This is a genomic window from Alteromonas sp. ABH2_165 (genome assembly GCF_056159945.1).
Window position 1 is genome coordinate 1 of the sequence record NZ_JBSWWF010000006.1, and the last position, 21,366, is coordinate 21,366.

Annotated in this window: 23 protein-coding genes; 9 read left to right on the top strand and 14 right to left on the bottom strand. The window is 44.9% G+C overall.

What is annotated here, in order from left to right:
* Window positions 1-343 (bottom strand): hypothetical protein (locus tag ACXAFQ_RS12395; protein WP_474822503.1); only part of this gene is annotated, 343 nt, incomplete at its 3' end.
* A gap of 200 nt (window positions 344-543) precedes the next feature.
* Here ACXAFQ_RS12395 and ACXAFQ_RS12400 point away from each other — a divergent pair.
* Window positions 544-786: a type II toxin-antitoxin system ParD family antitoxin gene (locus ACXAFQ_RS12400; RefSeq protein WP_014978218.1), complete on the top strand. Its 243-nt coding sequence runs from the start codon at window positions 544-546 to the stop codon at window positions 784-786.
* Complete coding sequence (locus ACXAFQ_RS12405) at window positions 783-1,085, top strand: type II toxin-antitoxin system RelE/ParE family toxin (protein ID WP_014978219.1); 303 nt, start codon at window positions 783-785, stop codon at window positions 1,083-1,085. Before ACXAFQ_RS12400 ends, ACXAFQ_RS12405 begins: the two co-directional genes overlap by 4 nt.
* 102 nt (window positions 1,086-1,187) lie before the next feature.
* Here the strand turns inward: ACXAFQ_RS12405 and ACXAFQ_RS12410 are convergent, their stop codons facing one another.
* From ACXAFQ_RS12410 to ACXAFQ_RS12455, 10 genes are all read right to left on the bottom strand, one after another.
* Window positions 1,188-1,520: a hypothetical protein gene (locus ACXAFQ_RS12410; RefSeq protein WP_474822506.1), complete on the bottom strand. Its 333-nt coding sequence runs from the start codon at window positions 1,518-1,520 to the stop codon at window positions 1,188-1,190.
* 556 nt (window positions 1,521-2,076) lie between these two features.
* Window positions 2,077-2,769 (bottom strand): Z-ring associated ZapG family protein, encoded by a 693-nt coding sequence (locus ACXAFQ_RS12415; RefSeq protein WP_474822510.1) that lies wholly within the window; start codon window positions 2,767-2,769, stop codon window positions 2,077-2,079.
* A gap of 54 nt (window positions 2,770-2,823) precedes the next feature.
* A complete protein-coding gene (locus ACXAFQ_RS12420; RefSeq protein WP_474822514.1) occupies window positions 2,824-3,087 on the bottom strand; it encodes a hypothetical protein in 264 nt (87 codons plus the stop codon).
* 110 nt (window positions 3,088-3,197) lie between these two features.
* On the bottom strand, window positions 3,198-3,815 hold the full coding sequence (locus tag ACXAFQ_RS12425) for a potassium channel family protein (protein ID WP_474822516.1): 618 nt from the start codon (window positions 3,813-3,815) through the stop codon (window positions 3,198-3,200).
* Between the two features lie 37 nt (window positions 3,816-3,852).
* On the bottom strand, window positions 3,853-4,314 hold the full coding sequence (locus ACXAFQ_RS12430) for a hypothetical protein (RefSeq protein WP_474822520.1): 462 nt from the start codon (window positions 4,312-4,314) through the stop codon (window positions 3,853-3,855).
* Window positions 4,315-4,428: 114 nt separating this feature from the next.
* Window positions 4,429-4,842, bottom strand: coding sequence for a helix-turn-helix domain-containing protein (locus ACXAFQ_RS12435; RefSeq protein ID WP_474822524.1), 414 nt, complete (start codon window positions 4,840-4,842; stop codon window positions 4,429-4,431).
* A gap of 223 nt (window positions 4,843-5,065) precedes the next feature.
* On the bottom strand, window positions 5,066-5,449 hold the full coding sequence (locus ACXAFQ_RS12440) for a hypothetical protein (RefSeq protein WP_474822528.1): 384 nt from the start codon (window positions 5,447-5,449) through the stop codon (window positions 5,066-5,068).
* A 115-nt stretch (window positions 5,450-5,564) separates the two neighbouring features.
* Entirely contained in the window at window positions 5,565-6,182 is a 618-nt protein-coding gene (locus ACXAFQ_RS12445) for a LysE family translocator (RefSeq protein ID WP_474822531.1), read from the bottom strand.
* A 125-nt stretch (window positions 6,183-6,307) separates the two neighbouring features.
* Entirely contained in the window at window positions 6,308-6,925 is a 618-nt protein-coding gene (locus tag ACXAFQ_RS12450; RefSeq protein ID WP_474822531.1) for a LysE family translocator, read from the bottom strand.
* Between the two features lie 132 nt (window positions 6,926-7,057).
* A complete protein-coding gene (locus ACXAFQ_RS12455; protein ID WP_474822535.1) occupies window positions 7,058-7,414 on the bottom strand; it encodes a hypothetical protein in 357 nt (118 codons plus the stop codon).
* Between the two features lie 659 nt (window positions 7,415-8,073).
* Here ACXAFQ_RS12455 and ACXAFQ_RS12460 point away from each other — a divergent pair.
* A complete protein-coding gene (locus tag ACXAFQ_RS12460) occupies window positions 8,074-9,042 on the top strand; it encodes an integron integrase (protein ID WP_474822538.1) in 969 nt (322 codons plus the stop codon).
* Window positions 9,043-9,096: 54 nt separating this feature from the next.
* On the opposite strand, the gene fadA is transcribed toward ACXAFQ_RS12460, so the two are convergent.
* Together fadA and fadB are read right to left on the bottom strand one after the other, a co-directional pair.
* Window positions 9,097-10,260: an acetyl-CoA C-acyltransferase FadA gene (fadA, locus tag ACXAFQ_RS12465; RefSeq protein ID WP_474822540.1), complete on the bottom strand. Its 1,164-nt coding sequence runs from the start codon at window positions 10,258-10,260 to the stop codon at window positions 9,097-9,099.
* An 18-nt stretch (window positions 10,261-10,278) separates the two neighbouring features.
* Window positions 10,279-12,429 carry a fatty acid oxidation complex subunit alpha FadB gene (gene fadB / locus ACXAFQ_RS12470; RefSeq protein ID WP_474822545.1) on the bottom strand — a complete coding sequence of 717 codons (2,151 nt, stop codon included), beginning with the start codon at window positions 12,427-12,429 and terminating at the stop codon, window positions 10,279-10,281.
* Between the two features lie 339 nt (window positions 12,430-12,768).
* Between fadB and ACXAFQ_RS12475 the strand changes: the two genes are divergently transcribed.
* Window positions 12,769-14,784 (top strand): transglycosylase SLT domain-containing protein, encoded by a 2,016-nt coding sequence (locus tag ACXAFQ_RS12475; protein ID WP_474822549.1) that lies wholly within the window; start codon window positions 12,769-12,771, stop codon window positions 14,782-14,784.
* A gap of 124 nt (window positions 14,785-14,908) precedes the next feature.
* Window positions 14,909-16,231, top strand: a complete 1,323-nt coding sequence (gene pepQ / locus ACXAFQ_RS12480; RefSeq protein WP_474822553.1) for a Xaa-Pro dipeptidase — start codon at window positions 14,909-14,911, stop codon at window positions 16,229-16,231.
* Window positions 16,232-16,404: 173 nt separating this feature from the next.
* Here the strand turns inward: pepQ and ispB are convergent, their stop codons facing one another.
* Complete coding sequence (gene ispB, locus ACXAFQ_RS12485) at window positions 16,405-17,379, bottom strand: octaprenyl diphosphate synthase (protein WP_474823627.1); 975 nt, start codon at window positions 17,377-17,379, stop codon at window positions 16,405-16,407.
* Between the two features lie 464 nt (window positions 17,380-17,843).
* Here ispB and rplU point away from each other — a divergent pair, with 464 nt between their 5' ends.
* The 4 genes from rplU (at window position 17,844) to ACXAFQ_RS12505 (ending at window position 21,363) form a co-directional block, all read left to right on the top strand.
* Window positions 17,844-18,155 carry a 50S ribosomal protein L21 gene (gene rplU, locus ACXAFQ_RS12490; protein ID WP_070125554.1) on the top strand — a complete coding sequence of 104 codons (312 nt, stop codon included), beginning with the start codon at window positions 17,844-17,846 and terminating at the stop codon, window positions 18,153-18,155.
* A 15-nt stretch (window positions 18,156-18,170) separates the two neighbouring features.
* Window positions 18,171-18,428, top strand: coding sequence for a 50S ribosomal protein L27 (gene rpmA, locus ACXAFQ_RS12495; protein ID WP_070125553.1), 258 nt, complete (start codon window positions 18,171-18,173; stop codon window positions 18,426-18,428).
* Between the two features lie 181 nt (window positions 18,429-18,609).
* Complete coding sequence (cgtA, locus tag ACXAFQ_RS12500; RefSeq protein WP_474822559.1) at window positions 18,610-19,764, top strand: Obg family GTPase CgtA; 1,155 nt, start codon at window positions 18,610-18,612, stop codon at window positions 19,762-19,764.
* Window positions 19,765-19,833: 69 nt separating this feature from the next.
* Window positions 19,834-21,363 (top strand): tyrosine-type recombinase/integrase, encoded by a 1,530-nt coding sequence (locus ACXAFQ_RS12505; RefSeq protein WP_474822561.1) that lies wholly within the window; start codon window positions 19,834-19,836, stop codon window positions 21,361-21,363.
* The last annotated feature ends 3 nt before the right edge of the window (window positions 21,364-21,366 follow it).

A 21,366-nucleotide genomic window follows, 5' to 3' on the forward strand; every position in this document is an offset into this window, starting at 1 on the left:
CGTTGCCTGTTGTAGGTGAAACAACGTTCCCATACTCAATGAAAAGCAAATAAAATGCATACGCGATGGGAAGCAACGCCAACATTCCGCTCACCGACTGCATAAACATTACGCTCAGTATGAGTAGATCTAGAGCTGACACCCAAAAGCCCCACGTTCGTCTTCGTTCTAGTCCGACCAAAGCAGCTACACTTAAACTGGTATAAAGACACATGGGAAATAAAATCTGCACCATGTTTTCAAGCAGGTTGCCTGTCCACGCAAGGCTAGCAGCTCCAAGAAATACCGTAAGAGACAGCTTTGCCATAGCAAGAATCCCGAAACTAATAATTAAAATTTTCATTCAGTCCTCTTATGCTGCAAAAATGTATAACACCCACATAAGGGGCAGTAACGCGTGGGCTAAAATCCGAGCGAAGCGACAGAGCCCACGTGTTACTGTCCCAGCGAGCCTGCGAGCGGCTTAATGTGATTGTTATGCGCTATTGACTTACAACGCGCAAGTACCATAATTAGGTATATATTGGTACTTGGAGAAACCAGATGGCTAAAAACACCAGCATTACCCTTGGAGACCATTTTGATGGCTTTATTGCTAGCCAAATTCAAACTGGTCGGTATGGTTCAGCAAGCGAGGTGATTCGTTCAGCTCTTCGCTTGTTAGAAACACAGGAAACCAAATTAAACACTCTGCGTCAATTACTTGTAGCAGGTGAAGAAAGCGGCGAAGCTGAATACGACCTTGAGCATCTGATATCAGAACTGGATGGTGAATTAAAAGAGTGAAACCGTTTAAGTTAACCGTACTAGCAAACTCAGATCTAAAAGATATTGCATTGTTTACGCAACGGAAATGGGGCCGAGAACAGCGTAATGTATATCTTAAACAATTCGACGATTCATTTTGGATGTTGTCTGAGAATCCTGATATTGGTAAAAGCTGCGACGAAATAAGAGATGGATACAGAAAATTTCCTCAAGGTAGCCATGTTATTTTCTACAAACAAACGGGCAGTCAGGAAATTCTGATCATAAGAATCCTTCATAAAAGTATGGATGTAAATCCTGTACGCTTTGGCGCATAACACCCCGCTTAGGGGCAATAATACGTGGGCTAAAATTGGAGCGAAGCGACTGAGCCCACGTATTATTGTCCCAGGGAGCTTGCGACCGACTACAGCGGTTTGTTATGTGGCATTTGAAATAACCGCTACAAAACAAACAAATACAGCCGCGAAGACTAAAAAATAGTGACCTGAATGGTACTTATAGCTAGACTTTAGTTCATCTTGATAATGATTAATCATTGATTCCGTTATTCCTTTAAACTGACCAAATCTATTTAGACCATAGGTTTGTGACTCTGGTAACGAAACAAAATATTCATCATGTCCTTGAAGAAATTTAGGTAAGCGATTCGCGTCAATATTCGTCTTTTTTGACAAAGAAAATATCCCCACCCCTTTAGGATGGTGTTGCTCTAATATAATTAATATCGATTTGAATTCATCTAAACTCATTTTTCGTCTTCCTTGATGACACATAACACCCCGCTTAGGGGCACAAACACGTGGGCTAAAATCCGAGCGAAGCGACAGAGCCCACGTGTTACTGTCCCAGCGAAGCGACTTAATGTGATTGTTATGTGACTTACGCCTTCTTGCTTGTTTTTACAAACACATTATGGAAATAAAACAATACTATAGACATTAGTGCAAGGGCAAAGCAGAAAGCTGAGCTAAATATGAATGCTGTTATTATGCCGCCTTCGAGTTCTAAATTGGATAAATACGCGACCGCGAACGAACAAAGTAAATAGACAAATGAAAGCCGCTTTGCAGGAATATGAGAAAAGTTTTTAAGCCAATAGTTTGGAAATGAAAGCACAGCCCAACATGGCAGCATAGAAATGACGAGGCCTATTAAAGCAAATGCAAAAAAATAAAGACTTTCCATGTGATGCCTGTCTCAAGTCACATAACACCCCAAGAAGGGGCAATTACACGTGGGCTGTAATACCGAACGAAGTGACGGGAGCCCACGTGTTATTGTCCCGCTTACTTGGCTTGTTAGCTACTAAATCGTGTTGAGTTCAGCTTTCATTTGCTTGATTAGCGCGCTTCTTATTGCAGTATTTTCATCTCCTAAGACTACTAATGAGTTAGTAAGGGATGCTTGTCCTTCTTTATCCAACATTCCATCAGGGGTAGCAAGATACTTAATGAATTCGTTACTTGAATCTGTGATTGATTTCATATTTTCAACTAGAGCATCTAGTAGCGCATCTGTTTCTGGAGAAGTAACTAGCCTTAAGTGATTAGTTTGGTTTTTGATTTCTACAAAAGATGCTGAGATATCATTGCAAAGCAAAAGCATATCTTCAAAGTATTCTGAAAAAGAAAACTTCACCTCTTCTTCATTTTTAGAATTCTCTATTGCAGCAAAAAACTTCTTTATCATAGGGGCTGATTTTTCTTTTAACACCGTTTGCCCCTGACTTTGGTAAGCGTCTAATTCTGAACAAAACTTGGAGTAGACTTTTCTGCGATCTTCATACTGATACTTTCTTTTTTCGATGTCCAAGTTGTGCGATTTTTTGAGCTCTTCTATTTGTACAGCCCAATAATTTTCTATTTCCCTTTTCTGGTTTTCTAGCTCCTTATTATCTTCCTTAAGAGCTCTGTTAATTCCTTTTTGCTTAAAATAGCTTGCCAAGTAACCACTAAAGCCGCCAGCAATAAAAATTAAAATGTAAACTATAATATCCATGTTTGTGTCCCAGCGAGCGGAGCGAGTGACTTAATTTGATTGTTATGTTGCGCTCTATCCTTGAGTGTACTTTTGTTCGCACGAAACAACAGCTGCACATAATCCGCTAAGAACTAGAAAGCCAATAGTGGCGGACAATGTACCTAAGCTAAAAAATAAATAAGTTGCTCTGATATTGGGGCCGACAACAAAAGCGGCGCCCCATAGGAGAGCAGTAAGAAGAGAAGATATATAAGAAAAAATACCAAGAGCTCTCGCTGCGAATAAAAGAGTTGGTAAATTTACAGTTTGTATCATTTGATAAGGGTAAAGTTTCATTAAAAAATCCTTTTTTATTTAGCTTGGAACATCATAGCTACATAACACCCAAATAACAGGCTAAAAATTTTTTTGGCTAAAATAGCGAGGCACGAGCGGAGCCAAAATTTTTAGTCCTTGTTAATTTGTTTGTTAGGTACCCAAGTAGCCACAAGCCGCCCAATACCAAACAAAAGAATATACATACCAATAAAATATTCCAGCATAACCAAAATCTTAGTATAGATTGATACTGGATATATATCTCCATAACCAATTGTTGAAATAGTTATGGTGCTAAAATAAATAAAGTTAAAAAGTTGCTCCAATAGAAAAAGGAACCCTGTTTTTGTAACATCAAAACTTTCTGAATAATTAAAGTGGGTGTTAGTATCCCCAAGAAAGCCAAATAAAAAGTATGTACAACCAAAAGCCATAATTGTTTCAAAATAAATGACCAATAGCTTTTCAATTTTGTCGATTGATGAAACCGCACGTTCAATTTTAGTTGCGATAGCCATAACAGGTAACATTATTATAATGACGGCAAATATAAAAAATATCGGCCAGATATAGTTATGATTTGCTTTTTCAAGAAGGTTTGGCCAGACACAAAGAAAGACACAAAATAAAACTAAACATATTGTTAGTTTCGCTTCTTTTAGATGCATACAGAGTTTTATCATTGGGTACCTAACACCCCGCTTAGGGGCACAAACACGTGGGCTAAAATCAGAGCGAAGCGACACAGCCCACGTGTTTGTGTCCCAGCGAGCCTGCGAGCGACTACAGCGGTTTGTTATGCCTTTTTACCGAATAGAAGCACCAGACACCGAATGCAAGAACAGCGATAAAAAGTATGACTCCTGATGAAGTTGTTTTACCTATGAACTCGTTTTGGGTGTAGATTTTGTCGCTTCCTAACGATATCTCTACTACTTTGCCAGTTGTTGGTGAATCTTTGAAATAGTCAAAAGAGACCGTCTTGCCGAGCAAAACGCCTTCCTGATTATCGGCACATCCGGTTCGATACGTAAATTCCTTGATAACATGAAATTTTGTCTCACTGCCTTCAACTCTGAAGAATGGATGAGCGTATTTACCACTAGGGCATTCTGCGTATTCTATTGGCGTGGACACCACGGACGTTAACGGCTCGTCTATGGAGTCCGAATACATCATCTTTATAGAAAGAATACCTAAGGAAACCAAAAATAAGATTCTAAAAATAAGATTGAATTTGTTCATTTACCTAAGGCATAACACCCCAAGAAGGGGCAATTTCACGCAGGCTAAAATACGGAACGAAGTGACGGGAGCCTGCGTGTAATTGTCCCGCTTACTTGGTTTGTTATATTGCCGTCACCAGTATTTCTTCGTATCGATATAATGCTTCATATTAGAAATAATATAGGCTAGGAGAAAGAATGCGGGAGTTGCAACAATATCGGGTTTAATGAGCCATGTTAATACCCCAAGTGATATAACCATTAATTCGAGTATTAAGATCTGTTTCCTACCGCGCCACCCCCAAAAAGCAAACTTAAATAGCAAGGGCTCTTTCTTCCATTCAGCTGATGTTTTATCTATCACAATAATTTCCTCTTGTAGTTTAGAAATATCTATTTCAAACACAGAGGCAAGGGCTTTCAGTGATTCGAGACTGGCTTTATTTCCACTCTCAATACGTTGAATGGTTCGAGTACTCAATCCACTCATATTGGCGAGTTGCTCTTGTGACCAATTTCGTTTTTCTCGTAACCGTTTAACTATCATTTACTTCTCCTTGTCTAAGTGCTCCTACAATCTCCCTGATTTGCCTTGTTGTCGGTTACGAAATTCACCCGACAGCAGCACGACACGTGATATCTCTAGCAATATAACACCCAAATAAGGGGCGGAAACACGTGGGCTAAAATCCCGAGCGAAGCGAGTCAGCCCACGTGTTAGCGTCCCAGCGAGCGGAGCGAGTGACTTAATTTGTTTGTTATGTGCGTGCTTAACCAATGTGGATTTTGCCCGAACATTTTGGGTAACGATAACACCCCCAAAAGCTTTGGCCAACAAACCGACCTTTTTTAGCAACCCGTTCAACCATTGGAAACTGGCATTCTGGACAACTTGGTGCGACTCCCTGTTTCCAACTTTTAAGAGTTAAGGCATTTTTTGCTAAAGCTTTAATCGCAGGTAATGAGAATACAAAAGGTAAAGCGATAAAGATTACCGTTGGGAAGTGGGACTGTTGATCAGTATTTGATACCGATTGGAGCATATTGGTGAATAAATATTCGAGTAAGAACGCGAAAAATAGACCAAAAACAGCGCCGACAATTCCAATTAAAAAAGGGCGAAATATAAGCTTATTTTTTACCTGAGATTCCATTCTCTACCTTTTTAGCACATAACACCCGCATAACGGGCAAAAGCGTGGTGCGAGAATAGCGAAGCCGCGCCACGTTTTTGTCCCAGTGACCGCAGGGAACGAGTTAATGCGTTTGTTATGCCCGTTCACTTAACGCCAACTTTACCCCCAGCGCAGCGAAACTGCCCGCAAAGAACTTTTGAATAGCTAAACTTAACTTTTCTGAGCCAACAATAAATTGGCTAAAGCTGTTAGCTAAAACGCCATACACAACGAAAACAGCGAATGTCATAAGCATGAACATGCCACCAAGCAATAACATACTAATAAGTGGCTGTTGAGCAGAAGGCTCAATAAATTGAGGTAAAAATGCCAAAAAGAAAATAGATAACTTGGGATTAAGTATATTGATTAAAAAGCCTTTAATTGCAATAGAAAACGCAGATGCTTCGTCATTGCTTTTGCTGATAGCTAAAGGGGAAGACGACTTCCACATAACCCAAGCCAGATACAACAAATAGATAGCGCCAAGATATTTAACGACTTGAAAGACGAGGACACTAGCATGGAAGATTGCCGCTAGACCAAATGTGCTAGCAAGTAATGAGGGAACAATACCGAACGTACAACCTAATGCGGCAAAGAGACTGGCACGTTTACTCACAAACAATCCTGTCGCAACAGTATAAAGCACACCTGTACCAGGAATAAGTACCACGACAAGTGAAGTGATTAAAAACTCAATTGAAATCATGCGATTTTTCCTTTTCTATAAAGGGCATAACACCCACATAAGGGGCAGTAACGCGTGGGCTAAAATCCGAGCGAAGCGACAGAGCCCACGTGTTACTGTCCCAGCGAAGCGCCTTAATGTGTTTGTTATGCCCGTTCACTTAACGCCAACTTTACCCCCAGCGCAGCGAAACTGCCCGCAAAGAACTTTTGAATAGCTAAACTTAACTTTTCTGAGCCAACAATAAATTGGCTAAAGCTGTTAGCTAAAACGCCATACACAACGAAAACAGCGAATGTCATAAGCATGAACATGCCACCAAGCAATAACATACTAATAAGTGGCTGTTGAGCAGAAGGCTCAATAAATTGAGGCAAAAATGCCAAGAAGAAAATAGATAACTTGGGATTAAGTATATTGATTAAAAAGCCTTTAATTGCAATAGAAAACGCAGATGCTTCGTCATTGCTTTTGCTGATAGCTAAAGGAGAAGACGACTTCCACATAACCCAAGCCAGATACAACAAATAGATAGCGCCAAGATATTTAACGACTTGAAAGACGAGGACACTAGCATGGAAGATTGCCGCTAGACCAAATGTGCTAGCAAGTAATGAGGGAACAATACCGAACGTACAACCTAATGCGGCAAAGAGACTGGCACGTTTACTCACAAACAATCCTGTCGCAACAGTATAAAGCACACCTGTACCAGGAATAAGTACCACGACAAGTGAAGTGATTAAAAACTCAATTGAAATCATGCGATTTTTCCTTTTCTATAAAGAGCATAACACCTAAATAAGGGGCACAAACATGGCGGCTATAATCGGAACGGAGTGACACAGCCGCCATGTTTGTGTCCCAGCGAGCCCGCGAGCGACTTTATTTTTTTGTTAGGTGGCATTGTCTCCTCGAAGATACACGCCAATGTGGTCGCCCGAATATTTATGATTTTTAAAGTTACCACGTTTTACAATTGGGATAGAGCCTAAAGTGCTGGTTATTTGCTGCTGAAGCTCTGGTGTATTGAAACTTGATTTTTTTGGAACAACTATGAGTGGCGTGAATAAGAAATGAGAGAAGTCTTGATTGCCATTTACTACGGTATATCCACTTTTTTCCAATTTGATTCTTAGGTTAGTTAACGTTGCTTCGCTAACTCCATCTGAGTGGAGGTGAATAGTTGGTTTGGCGACTGATGTGCACCCAGCTAACACAATAACAATAAATGACAGTAGTACCGTTTTCATCCCTGACACCTAACACCCAAATAAGGGGCACAAACGTGGCGGCTATAATCGGAACGAAGTGACACTGCCGCCATGTTTGTGTCCCAGCGAGCGGAGCGAGTGACTTAATTTGATTGTTATGTGGCTAAGCCTAAAACAACCTTGATTTAATATAATCGTCGCTCGGATCAAGTTAGTTTTTTAAGTGATAATAACTGAATGCGACGACCCAGCAAACGACGACAATGGCAAGTAATACGATTAAGCCTCCGCGCCTGTTGCCAGAAACATTATTACCACAAACTGGACATTTGAACCTTGAATGATTGCCCGGCACGGGGATTTCTACGGGGCGAATCAAACTGTCGCATTTATTACATTTCAAAGCTAATTCTTATCCCCGACACATAACAATTTACTCAACCCCAAACTGTCAGGATTCAACAAACCAGTGTGGGATATCTTTCTATCTAAACCTTTCTATCTAAACAATAAACACTGAGTGAAAACGCCCTTCGAGTCAAGCGCCTATGCGTTGTCGTTTTTCAGCAGTAGGCACAAATACGACAGAATGTATTGTATTTCAATTTACATTGCGGAATGAGAATCTCAACCTCAGTACAGTTACTCAACGTCCATTACCAAATTAGTCTGGTTTCTTTTTAAGGTAGTGAGGCTATATGCAATCAGCATTTCTCCAAGGTCTTTATGACTTTATGATGCTCAAGCGTTATGCAAAGCGAAGCATCAAAACTTATTTATACTGGATCACCGACTTCTTGCGCTTTCACAAATTTCTTCACCCGAACAGCATGGATGTCACTCATGTTGAAGCTTTTCTTACGCACCTGTCTGTGCGAAGGGGGGCGTCCCAGTCTACGCAAGCTACCGCATTAAATGCGCTGGTGTTCTTGTTTAATAAATATCTTGAGCAACCACTTCCAGAAAAGATGAACTTCGTCGGCAGTGGTAAAGAGCGTAAATTACCGGTTGTGCTGACACAATCAGAGGTTAAAGCACTCTTATCTCGAATAGATGATAGGCATTATCTTTCTGCAGCCATGTTGTACGGAAGCGGACTTCGGTTAATGGAATGCGTTCGGTTGCGGGTTGGTGATATCGACTTTCATTATAAATGTGTACGAATATGGTTTGGAAAAGGTGGAAAACACCGAGTTGCCACACTCTCTGAATCGTTGCTACCGCTTTTACAAAATCAAATTCAGAAAGCTGAAACCATGCTGGCAAGAGACTTACAGGTGCCTGAATTTGACGGTGCATGGATTCCCGAAGGGTTGAGAAAAAAGTATCATGACAGAAACAGAACGCTGGAATGGCAGTATTTGTTCCCTTCTCATAAGTTAAGCATCGATCCAGAAAGCAACGTGCTCAGACGACATCATGTTGATGAAAAGCAGGTACAACGCGCAGTTGCGAAAGGGGCTACTGAAGCCAAAATTTTGAAGCATGTCACACCACACACATTACGCCATTCTTTTGCTACCCATTTGCTGCAGTCAGGCGCAGATATCCGCACTGTGCAAGACCAGTTAGGACACGCCGATGTACGTACCACACAAATTTACACGCATATTCTTCAGCAGGGCGCGAGTGGTGTGATAAGCCCGCTTTCAAATTTAATCTTGTAATACAAACAACAAAAAAGGGCCCGCAGGCCCTTTTGAAAAGTACGTTGATTGCGATTAAACGCGCTCGAACACGGTGGCAATGCCCTGACCTAAGCCAATACACATGGTGGCAAGCCCCAGTGTTTTGTCGTTAGATTCCATTAGGTTTAACAGGGTGGTGCTGATACGAGAACCAGAGCAACCCAGCGGGTGACCGAGTGCAATGGCGCCGCCGTTCAGGTTTACCTTATCGTCGTAGCTTTCCAGCCAGCCTAGCTGCTTAATACAAGACAAGGCTTGTGCGGCAAAGGCTTCGTTGAACTCGGCAATTTCGATGTCATCCATGCTAAGGCCGGCGCGTTGCAGTGCTTTTTTCGTGGCTGGCACGGGGCCATAACCCATGATAGCAGCGTCGCAACCTGCAACGGCCATTGCACGAATTTTTGCTCGTGGTGTGAGACCAAGGGCTTTGGCTTTATCTGCCGACATTAACAGCATGGCGGATGCACCATCTGAAATAGCCGAAGCGGTACCGGCAGTAACAGAACCGTTTACCGGATCGAACACCGGGCGTAGGCCCGATAACGTTTCAACGGTGGTTTCCGGGCGAATTACTTCATCGTAATCAATTAACTTAAGCACGCCGTCGGCATCGTGACCTTCGGTAGCAACAATTTCGTTGGCCCAGCGGCCTTCAACGTGGGCTTTGTGCGCTAACTGATGCGAACGGGCGGCAAAGGCATCCTGCATTTCACGGCTAATGCCATTTTGGCGACCCAGCAATTCGGCTGTCATACCCATATTGCCAGAGGCTTTCGCCGTGTATTTTGCCAACGCAGGGTGGAAGTCCAGGTTGTAAGTCATCGGTACGTGGCCCATGTGTTCCACGCCACCAATCATGTATACATCACCGCGACCACTCATAATACCGCTGGTGGCATCGTGCAAAGCCTGCATCGACGAACCACAAAGACGGTTTACCGTTACCGCCGCGGTAGAGCGGGGTAAATCGGTGAGTAACTGCGCATTCCGGGCAATATTGAAGCCTTGTTCTTTGGTTTGCTGAACACAACCCCAAATGATGTCTTCAACTTCGGCTGGGTCTAAGTTGGGATTACGCTTAACAAGCGCAGTCATAAGGTGTGCAGACAAAGACTCTGCACGTACATTCCTGAATACGCCACCTTTGGAACGACCCATAGGTGTGCGGACTGCATCTACGATTACTACATCTTTCATATTCTTCTCCCTGGGTCGTTACGCGAAATACGATTTGCCGTCAGCGGCCATCTGGCGCACGCCGTCGGTGATCTGGTAAATAGGACCAAGGTGGGCGTACTTGTCGGCAAGCGCCACGAACTTGTCCAGTCCCATGGTTTCGATGTAACGGAAAATACCGCCGCGGAACGGTGGGAAGCCCAAGCCATACAGCAGCGCCATATCGGCTTCTGCCGCACTGGCAACAATGCCTTCTTCCAAGCAGCGAATCGCTTCATTGGCCATTGGGATCATCAAACGAGCGATAATTTCTTCTTTATCGAAAGATTGACCGTCAGCGCTGTGTGGCTTGATGAGTGCGTAGGCCTCGTCAGCCGCTTCTTTGCTTGGACGACCGCGCTTATCGGTGCCGAAGTTGTAAAAGCCTTTCTTGTTTTTCTGGCCTAAACGCGATGCTTCATAAAGCAGTGTAACGGGGTCGTTATCAACTTTTGCCATGCGCTCTGGAATGCCTTCGGCCATTACGCTGGCCGCATGATCGGCGGTATCCATACCTACAACATCAAGCAGGTACGCCGGGCCCATTGGCCAACCAAAGTCTTTCTCCATTACTTTGTCTACGGCAACGAAGTCGGCACCATCGAGAACCAGCTTGCTGAAACCAGCAAAGTAGGGGAACAGTACACGGTTTACCAGGAATCCCGGACAGTCGTTTACGACAATCGGGGTTTTACCCATTTTCAATGTGGTGGCAACCACGGCATTGATGGTGTCTTCGGTGGTATTCTCGCCACGGATAATTTCTACCAGTGGCATGCGGTGTACGGGGTTAAAGAAGTGCATACCGCAGAAACGTTCTGGTTTACTGAGGTTTTTAGCCAATTGATTGATAGAGATTGTTGAGGTGTTCGAACAAATAATGGCATCGTCTGCCACCACTTCTTCTGTTTCCTTCAGCACAATACCTTTCACTTTTGGGTTTTCGACAACGGCTTCAATAATAACGTCGGCATCTTTAATCGCGCTGTACTCAAGTGACGGCGTAATAGCATTCAGCGTGGCAGCCATTTTCTTCGCGTCTACCTTGCCAAGCTCCATGCCTTTGTTGAGAATTTTTGCTGCTTCACTTAAACCTAAGTCCAGTGCTGCGGTATTGATATCTTTCATTACCACAGGTACGCCTTTTGAGGCGCTTTGGTAAGCAATACCGCCACCCATAATACCGGCGCCCAGAACCGCGTTTTGCTTCACTTCTTTGGTGGCGGCTTTGGCCATTTTCTTGCCTTTGCCTTTCACCAGCTGGTCGGCCAAGAAAATGCCGATTTGCGCTTTGGCCGCATCGGTTTTCGCCAGTTTAACAAAGCCTTCGTTCTCTAGTTTCAGTGCACCGTCGCGGTCGAGACCAGCTGCGTTTTTCACGGTTTCTACCATCATGTGTGGTGCTGGGTAGTGTTTACCCGCTTTGGCTGCAACGAAAGCTTGTGCAGTAGAGAAGCTCATCATGGCTTCGTTCTGGTTTAATTGCAGAGGCGCTTTTTTCGAAGCACGACGTGACTGCCAATCGAGTTTGCCAGTAGCGGCGTCAGCCACTATTGATACCGCAGCGTCGAGTAATTTTTCTGGGGCAACTACCGCATCAACCGCGCCTTCGTTTAATGCTTGTGGGCCTTTTCGATCTTTGCCGGTGGTCATCCATTCCAGCGCATTGTCTGAGCCAATCAAGCGGGGCAGTCTAACGGTGCCGCCAAAGCCTGGCATCAGGCCGAGTTTCACTTCTGGTAAACCAATAGATGCGGTGGTATCAACCACACGGAAATCACAGGCTAACGCCATCTCGCAGCCGCCGCCCAGGGCGAAACCATTAACCGCAGCGATGGTTGGGAAGGGGAGATCTTCAAAGCGATCGAATACCTGAGAGGTGTTAGCAACCCAACCGAGTACTTCTTCTTCGGGCTGTTCAAACATGGCGGTGAATTCGGTGATATCGGCACCCACGATGAATGCGGATTTGCCGCTGCGCACTACTGCAGCTTTAATACCGCCGTGTGAGGCCATGGCTACAGTGGCTTCGTCGAGCTCTGCCACGGTTTGGCGATCAAACTTATTTACTGATCCCGGGGCATCAAATACCAGTTCAGCAATTCCGTCATCTGACAGGGAAACCGTCAGACTTTTGCCTTCGTATATCATTCTCGTCTCCTTCGGCTTTAGCGAGGGTGTCAGTGTTTTAACAACCGATTGTGCAACAAATCGTCTCATCGGATGTCTTAGACTAACTGTTAGGGTGGCCTGATTGTGACAATGCCACGAAAAATTTCAACAAAAATTCAAACAAGCGTTTAATTTTTTTGTAATTGGCGATGCGGAGCACAAAAATCAAGCTCGAATTCGCATTGTCAGGTTGTATAATGGTTACAGAATTGGGTGTACGCCAGCGGTTATTTACTTTTTTGGGTTGTTTTTTGTTCATTTTAACCCCTTTCGCTGGCTGTATTTCTGTCATTCACTCGTTTGGCTGGATGGTTTTCAATGCAGGTATTCGCGTTTACGCGCATGAAATGTCTCACGTTTTCTTCCCTTGCCCTGGTTAGCTGGCTGAGTGTATTTGCGTGCAAAGCAAGCGCGCAGGACACAACCGAGTTACAGGCACAGCGAGCCCAATTTATTGCGCTCGAAAAGCAGCTTGGTCGCGCAAGTCGGCAAAAAGTGAAACAGCTTGAAGACGAGGTTGAAGCCTTGTCTTCTTATCCCCTTTATCCGTATTTATTGCGTCAGCAAATTGATCAACGCATGGATATGGCTCACCGCGACGATATCGAAGCGTTCTTACTGAATTATCACAATCAGCCGTTTACCTATGGTCTGCGTGGTCGCTGGTTGCGCTATTTAGCCAAACATAACGAGAAAAAAGCGTTTCTGGCGAATTACCGCGATGGCATGGGCACCACCATTACCTGTCAGTACCTGCAATATCAATTACAAGACGCCGCCCAGCCAGATTACTGGCTTGATAAAGTCGAGCCGCTGTGGCTGGCAGGCGACTCGCAACCAGACGAATGCGACCCAGTATTTCGTCGGTGGCAGAAAGCGGGCAGGCTAACCGATGACCTCATACTTGGCCGTATCGAAAAAGCCGCTTTGGTAGGCAACCCGAAGCTAGTGCCTTATCTGAAAGGCAAATTGCCGTCGTCTAAACATTACTTAGCCGATCTGTGGTTGCAAATTCGTACCTCATCTTCGCTGGTATTAAAGAAATCGCGCTTCCCACTTAAGAACAAACAAATAGAAAGTAAAGTGCTGGCGTACGGCATGGAGAAGCTGGGCTGGAAAGATCCCAAGGCAGCAATTAAAGCCTGGTATTTGTGGCAGCCCTACAATGTGTTTTCAAAGCAGCAGTATATCGATGTTAGCCGGGCTATTGCGCTAAGTTTAGCCATAGGCGACGAACCCGAGGCGGATGAATGGCTGAAGCGGGCAGATATCGACGGTGCTGCAGAAGACGTAAAACGCTGGCATATGTCTTATTTGCTGCGCCATGAGCGCTGGCAGGATGTACTGGATTTAATTGCACAAGCGCCAGCAACGATTCAGCAAGATGAAGCATATCGTTACTGGGAAGCCCGGAGTTTAGAAGCGCTTGGGTTACCCGAACAGGCTGAAGAGCGTTACCGAAAACTGGCTGGCGAAAGGCACTATTACGGCTTTATGGCTAGCGCCCGGGTGAATCAGCAGCCCACTTTACGGCATGCTGAAACCCCTCGCAGCGACGAAACCATTGCGATGATCGCCAACCGACCAGCGGCCAAACGGGCAAAAGAATTCCTGGAACTCGGACGATTAATCGATGCCCGACGTGAGTGGCATTATATGGTTACATCATTGGAAACCTCTCAGGTGAAAGATGCAGCCTTATTGGCCAACGAGTGGGGCTGGTTTGATCAGGCAATAATTAGTTTCACGCAAAGTGGATTTATGGATGACGTTGAGAAACGTTTTCCCATGGCATATGCCGAACGCTTTAACGATGTGGGTCGCACCTTTGATATTCAGCCCGCCTTTGCCATGGCCATCGCACGTCGCGAAAGCTCCTTTATGGTAGACGCCGTTTCGCCAACTGGTGCTCGCGGTTTGATGCAGCTAATGCCGGGGACTGCCCGTTACATTGCTGAGAAAAAAGTGTCATCGGATGAACTTTTCGATGCCGATCAGAATGTACATTTTGGGGTGCAGTACTTGCGCTACCTAATGGATAAAATGGGCGATAATCCGGTGCTGGTTTCGGCATCTTACAATGCAGGATGGCGCCGTGTAATGAAGTGGCTTCCGGAAGGGAAGACCATGGAGACCGATATCTGGATCGACACCATTCCCTATAAAGAAACCCGAAATTACGTTAAAGCGGTAATGGCGTATCGCTATATCTACGAACATCAAATGGGTGAGTCTTCTGGTATTTTTGAGAAGTTGGCGCGTTCAGCCATTCCTTCTGTAGATGGCCTGATGGGGCCGGGCAGCGCGTCTGGTAGCACGTTCGCCCCAAAATAAGATCTCCCCACCCGTTTTTCACGTTAACTTCGGCGTGATAAGCTAATTGTTATAATTATTTCAACGCGATTACCCCGTTAGTGCGAACTGGCGAGGGTACACGCGAGACAGAACCAGAGGTTTTATGACCACATTCGCCGATACTTACAAGGATCACATCGCCACCCTTCAAAGCCGCACGCTAGAAGCGCTTCAGCGGGAAGGACTTGATGGCCTGGTGATCCACGCAGGCCAACCCAAAAGGCTGTTTCTCGATGATAACGATTACCCGTTTAAGGTGAATCCGCATTTCAAAGCCTGGGTACCGGTGGTCGATAATCCGAACTGTTGGCTGGTGGTAAATGGCCGTGATAAACCAAAGCTAATTTTTTATCGTCCTGTGGATTTCTGGCATAAGGTCCCCCCCGAGCCGAATGACTTCTGGACTGAAGAATTTGATATCGTGCTACTTAAGCAGGCAGATGCCGTTGAAAAGCATTTGCCTTACGATAAGAAGAATTACGCCTATGTGGGCGAATACATTGAAGTGGCTCAGGCCCTCGGCTTCAACATTGTGAATCCCGACCGGGCGTTGAACTACCTGCATTTTCAACGGGCTTATAAAACCGATTATGAAATGGCGTGTATGCGTCGTGCCAATGAATTGGCAGTAAAAGGCCACCAAGCCGCCCGGAACGCCTTTATGGCAGGAGAAAGCGAGTTTGCTATTAAACAAGCTTACAATAGTGCTGCTCGCCACGGCGACAACGACTTACCGTACAACAGCATTGTGGCGTTAAACGAGCACGCTTCGGTACTGCACTACATGCATTGCGATTTAGATGCCCCAACAGACTCTCGTTCATTCTTAATTGACGCTGGGGCGTCGTTTCACGGTTATGCTGCCGATATCACTCGCACGTACAGTCGCTCTGATGCCCGTTTTGCTGATTTGATCCGCCGTGTCGATCACATCACTGTAACACTGGCAAATGCATTGAAGCCCGGCGTGGCCTATACCGATATTCATTTGCTTGCCCACGATGGTATTGCTCAGGTACTTCACGACGTAGGCATTATTAACATGCAGCCGCAGGATGCAGTGGATGCGGGTATTACGGCACCGTTTTTCCCACATGGCATTGGTCACTTCCTCGGTTTGCAGGTACATGATGTAGGTGGTTTGGTGGCCGACGATCGCGGCACACCCAAACCGGCCCCAGAAGCGCATCCGTTCTTACGTTGTACCCGTGTGGTAGAAGCTCGTCAGGTGTTCACTATTGAGCCAGGATTGTATTTCATCGACAGTTTGCTTGCTGATTTGAAATCCAGCGAGAATTCGAAATATATAAATTGGGACGTAGTAGATCAGTATCGTCCGTTTGGCGGAATACGTATTGAGGACAATATCATTGTTCATCGTGACAAAAACGAGAATATGACCCGTGATCTCGGATTAAACTTATAACAATGATCGCAACAGATCATTGCGTTATAAACGACACCGGCTATTGCGTGTTTGCCGCACTAGCCGGTTTTTATTGGCGTGAATGAATTTGTGCCGGAGCGTTAAACAGTTTTACAATGAAGAGTACTCAGCCAGCGTTAGCGACTGAGTACCTTGAAAACAGCGACTGGGCGCTATTTGGTGCGTTCTACTGAAATGTGTGCCAGCGCAATGAGAGCCTGTTTGAAATCGGATTCTGGAACAGGGTCGAGGGCTTTTACCGCCTTGTCTGCCTCTTCAGTTGCACACCGTTTGGTATAATCGAGTGCGCCGGTTTCATCCATGATGCGCTGAATGCGTGCAAGATGGGGAAGGCCATTGGCTTTTTCGATCGCTTCTCGGATCAATGCCTGATCGTCGGCATCTTTGGCATGCCACATGGCATACAATAAGGGTAACGTAGGTTTCCCTTCCGCCAAATCATCACCGGCATTCTTGCCCATTTCTTCACTGTCGGCCACGTAATCCATAATATCGTCTGCCAGTTGGAAGGCGGTACCTAAATGCTTTCCGTAATCCTGCATGGCAGATTCAATCGACGCAGGCTGTTGAGTAAGCACGGCAGCAAGCTGCGTTGCTGCTTCGAACAAGCGTGCAGTTTTGCCGTAAATCACATCGAAATAGCGTTCTTCTGTGGTATCAGGATCGTTGCAGTTCATTAACTGCAGTACTTCACCTTCGGCAATACGATTGGTGGCATCGGAAAGGATTTCCATCACTCGCATGCTTTTCAGGCTTACCATCATCTGAAATGAGCGAGAGTAGAGGAAGTCACCCACCAAAACACTGGCCTGATTACCAAACAGTGCGTTTGCTGTTTGTTGACCACGGCGCAATGTAGATTCGTCTACCACGTCGTCGTGAAGCAGCGTGGAGGTGTGAATAAACTCGATGATCGCGGCCAGAGTGTGGTGTTGATCGCTGGTGATCCCCATGGATCGTGCAGCCAAAACACAAAGCAACGGGCGCAGACGTTTGCCGCCACTGTTGACGATGTAAAAGCCTAACTGATTGATGAGGGCAACATCGGAGTCGACTTGCTGCTGTATAAGCGCGTTTACCGCTTTCATATCCGCTGCGGCTAGCTCGCGGATCGCATTGATGTCCATTGGCATGTCGTGAGTAAATTTTGCTGAATTCATTTGAAGCCGTGATTGTACCTGAATCTGTTGGGGTATCCACCCGGATAACTTAAAAAACTGAATTGGTGAGAAAAATTTTAGCTAATAGGCATATTAATTATTTAATTTATGTCATATATCCGTAAAATACCCTCCACACAAAACCCGTGTCGACATCACTTTGTTGCGAATTTCAGTTAACGGCAACAAGAACAAATAGTCTGGTTGCGTTACAAAATTTACCAATAAAATCAATTTCTTGGTATTTTTTGTTTGATGAGATTTTAATGGCAATTGTTGATTTTCGGCATCCCCGGGGGCGTATTGAACCGAAGCGCGAAAAATAATCAAATTTTGTGCTTTTCGGGGTTGAGATCTCAGGATGTTTCACGTACAATTCGCGCCCTGTTTTTTGAATTGAAGCGTCAAAGAGACGCAGAGCGGAGTAGAATATGTACGCGGTTTTCCAAAGTGGCGGTAAACAGCACCGTGTGGCTGAAGGCCAGACCGTTCGTCTAGAGAAGATCGAAGTCGCGCCAGGCGAGACTGTTGAATTCGATAACGTATTAATGGTTAGCAACGGTGACGACATCAAGATCGGCACACCTTTAGTTGCTGGTGGTAAAGTGACTGCTGAAGTTGTACAACACGGTCGTGGCGATAAAGTAACTATCGTTAAGTTCCGTCGTCGTAAACATCACCGTAAACAAGCGGGTCACCGTCAGTGGTTCACAGAAGTGAAAATCACTGGTATCAACGCATAATAGGAGCACGAACACATGGCACACAAAAAAGCTGGTGGTAGTACCAAAAACGGTCGTGATTCAGAAAGTAAACGCCTTGGTGTTAAGCGCTTTGGCGGTGAATCAGTTCTTGCTGGTAACATCATCGTAAGACAACGTGGTACTCGTTTCCACGCTGGCGACAACGTAGGTATCGGTAAAGATCACACGTTGTTTGCTCTGAAAGACGGTAAAGTTCAGTTCGACGTTAAGGGCAAGAACAACCGTAAATTCGTGAGCATCATCGGCGAGTAATCCCGATTGACGTTACGCCGAACAGGCTTAAAAAACCCCGCGTAAGCGGGGTTTTTTGTTTGTAGTAACAAGATTTTTTACCGGGCCCTGTGTCCTTCATCAGATTGGCGATGTAGTGATTGTCACAATGGTGTAAACTTAGCTTTCAAATACGGTAGTCGACAACGACTCGGAGTAACTAATGAAATTTGTTGATGAAGCTGAAATTCGTGTTGAAGCCGGCGATGGCGGTAACGGCACAGTTGGCTTTAGACGTGAAAAATATATCCCGAAAGGTGGTCCTGACGGCGGTGACGGTGGCGATGGCGGTTCTGTTTATTTGCAGGCCGACGAAAACCTGAACACCCTCATTGATTATCGCTTCGAGCGTTTCCACCGTGCAGAGCGTGGCCAAAATGGTCAGGGCGGCAACTGTACTGGCCGTGCAGGTGAAGATCTCACGGTAATGGTGCCAGTAGGTACCCGTGCTACAGATGTGGAAACCGCGGAAGTGCTGGGCGACCTGACTAAGCATGGCCAGCGTCTTAAAGTGGCGCAGGGCGGCTTTCACGGTTTAGGTAACGCGCGCTTTAAGAGCAGTGTTAACCGAGCACCACGTCAGAAAACAAATGGTACGCCGGGTGAAATCCGCAACCTGCGCCTGGAGCTGATGCTGCTGGCTGACGTGGGCTTGCTGGGTATGCCGAATGCCGGTAAATCTACTTTTATTCGCTCTGTATCGGCCGCTAAGCCGAAAGTTGCGGATTATCCTTTCACTACTCTGGTACCAAATTTGGGTGTGGTGAGACAAGATTCCCAGCGCAGCTTTGTTATCGCTGACATTCCGGGTCTTATCGAAGGTGCTGCCGATGGCGCTGGTTTGGGAATTCGTTTCTTAAAGCACCTTGAACGCTGCCGGATCTTACTGCACTTGGTTGATCTGTTGCCTGCGGATCAAAGTGATCCTGCTGAAAACGCCCGTAAGATCATTGAAGAACTTGAAAAATACAGCCCTAAACTGGCAGCAAAGCCACGTTGGTTAGTGTTTAACAAAGTCGATCTGCTGCTTGAAGAAGAAGTAGAAGCGCTGTGCAAAGAGATCACTGAAAAACTCGAATGGGACGGTCCGGTATATCAAATTTCTGCATTTCAGAAGATGAATACCAATGCACTTTGCCACGAAATCATGAACTTCATTGAAACGTTACCGGCTGAGGTAGTTGATGAAAATGAAGGTAAGGAAATCGATTTTCAGTGGGATGCTTATCAGAAAGCCACTGGTGATGATCTGTCTGACGATCTGGATGACGATGATGATTGGGATGAACACCCTAACGTTTTTTACCCCAAACAATAACTATACACATTGAATAATTGAGAATGTTAACTAAAGTAGAATGAATGCATCACTTTAGTTGGCATTCTTATGGCCATCTCTTACGAGATCAAAACAACAGAAATTAAACCCTTCATCTATAAGACCCCACTTGTGCGTGTAAATGACGGTGGGGAGCTTCTTCTCGAAGAATCAGAACATTTTCCGATTCACATTAAAAAGCTAACTCTGCTCAATCTTGTTGGACGAGATCATTCTAGGGATATTGTCTCTTACGAGCCATTGGAACAGGTCAATCAGTTTTTGTTGTCTCATCATATCGATGGGCGAAAGCAGGAGTCTGAACAATACAGTAAAGGGCTCGTTCATTATTTTTCGTTCCTTATCGAGTTGCAAAAACTTTGGGATAAGAGATTTGCTAGAGAGTCATATAGTGAATTTGATAGCTTACCCAGGCCAACATGGGATTCCTTTCCCGTACGTAAAAGCCAAAAAGTAACATACCTGTATCGCGAAGCGCTCAAGAATGCAGTGTTAAATGAATCAGACCCTATTCGTAGACTTGCAAGGACAACGGCAACTGCGTATATGAATTCAGTAGTAAAATTTTATTCATTCCATATTCGTAATGGCTACATATTTAATAATCCTCCGTTTGAACATGAAATAGTAAAGATAAATTTTGGAGCTAGCTATTCCAGCATGAAAGCCTTTATGTCGAAGGATGTTCATACGACAGATCTAAGGTTGAATTTTGGGAAGTCAAAAAGAAATGAAGGGGGCACCCTACCATCATCAAGAAGGGACTTGAGGCCACTTACTAAAACTGAATGGAGTGATGTAGAAAATATTCTTGTAAACACACAAGAAGTGGTCAAGAACGTCGGTGGCGAGCTAAAAACTACAAAACTTCCAATCGAATATTGTTTGTTCTTTTTGATTAGTCGATATACAGGGCTCAGAAAGGAAGAAGTTGCAAGTTTACATGCAGGTCAGGTTGTCAAACCTGACCTGAAGAGGGTAGCAATGCGTTTAGGTGTTGGGTGCCAATACGGATCGTTGACCAAATCAAAAAATGGTGGCAACAAAGACCGCCGAACCATTATACCGACACTTATTATGCAACTACTTTACGAATATACGTTAAGCGATCGCTATAAAAAACGATTAACTGCCTTTCAAACACTCTGTAGAGCTAAACGATTAGCAGGAGAATCTGGCTTTTTCGAAGGGGAAGATGGAGTCGATGCAGATAAAAAATACCTATTTATAAGCCGAACAGGAAGGCCTTTTTTTACAAAACTTAATGAAGCGAATACGCGTTGGAACGAGATAAGAGCCACGGTGCAGTTGACTACTGGGAAAAAAATACATGGCACAATACACAACCTCCGATCGTCGTTCGCAGTGGCATTATTTCGTATTTTGTTGCGTAAAACAAAAACTGATGTCGCTCTGGCTCTAGTGTCAGATTGTTTAGGGCATGAAGAAGAAGCAACTACTCTAATGTATTTAAAAATTGCGCAGGATGACCCTACCGGGGACCAAATCTATGAGGATGTACTAGACTATTTAGGAATATTTGACGATTTGGATGTTGCTGTAAAAAGCAAAGCATAGTTA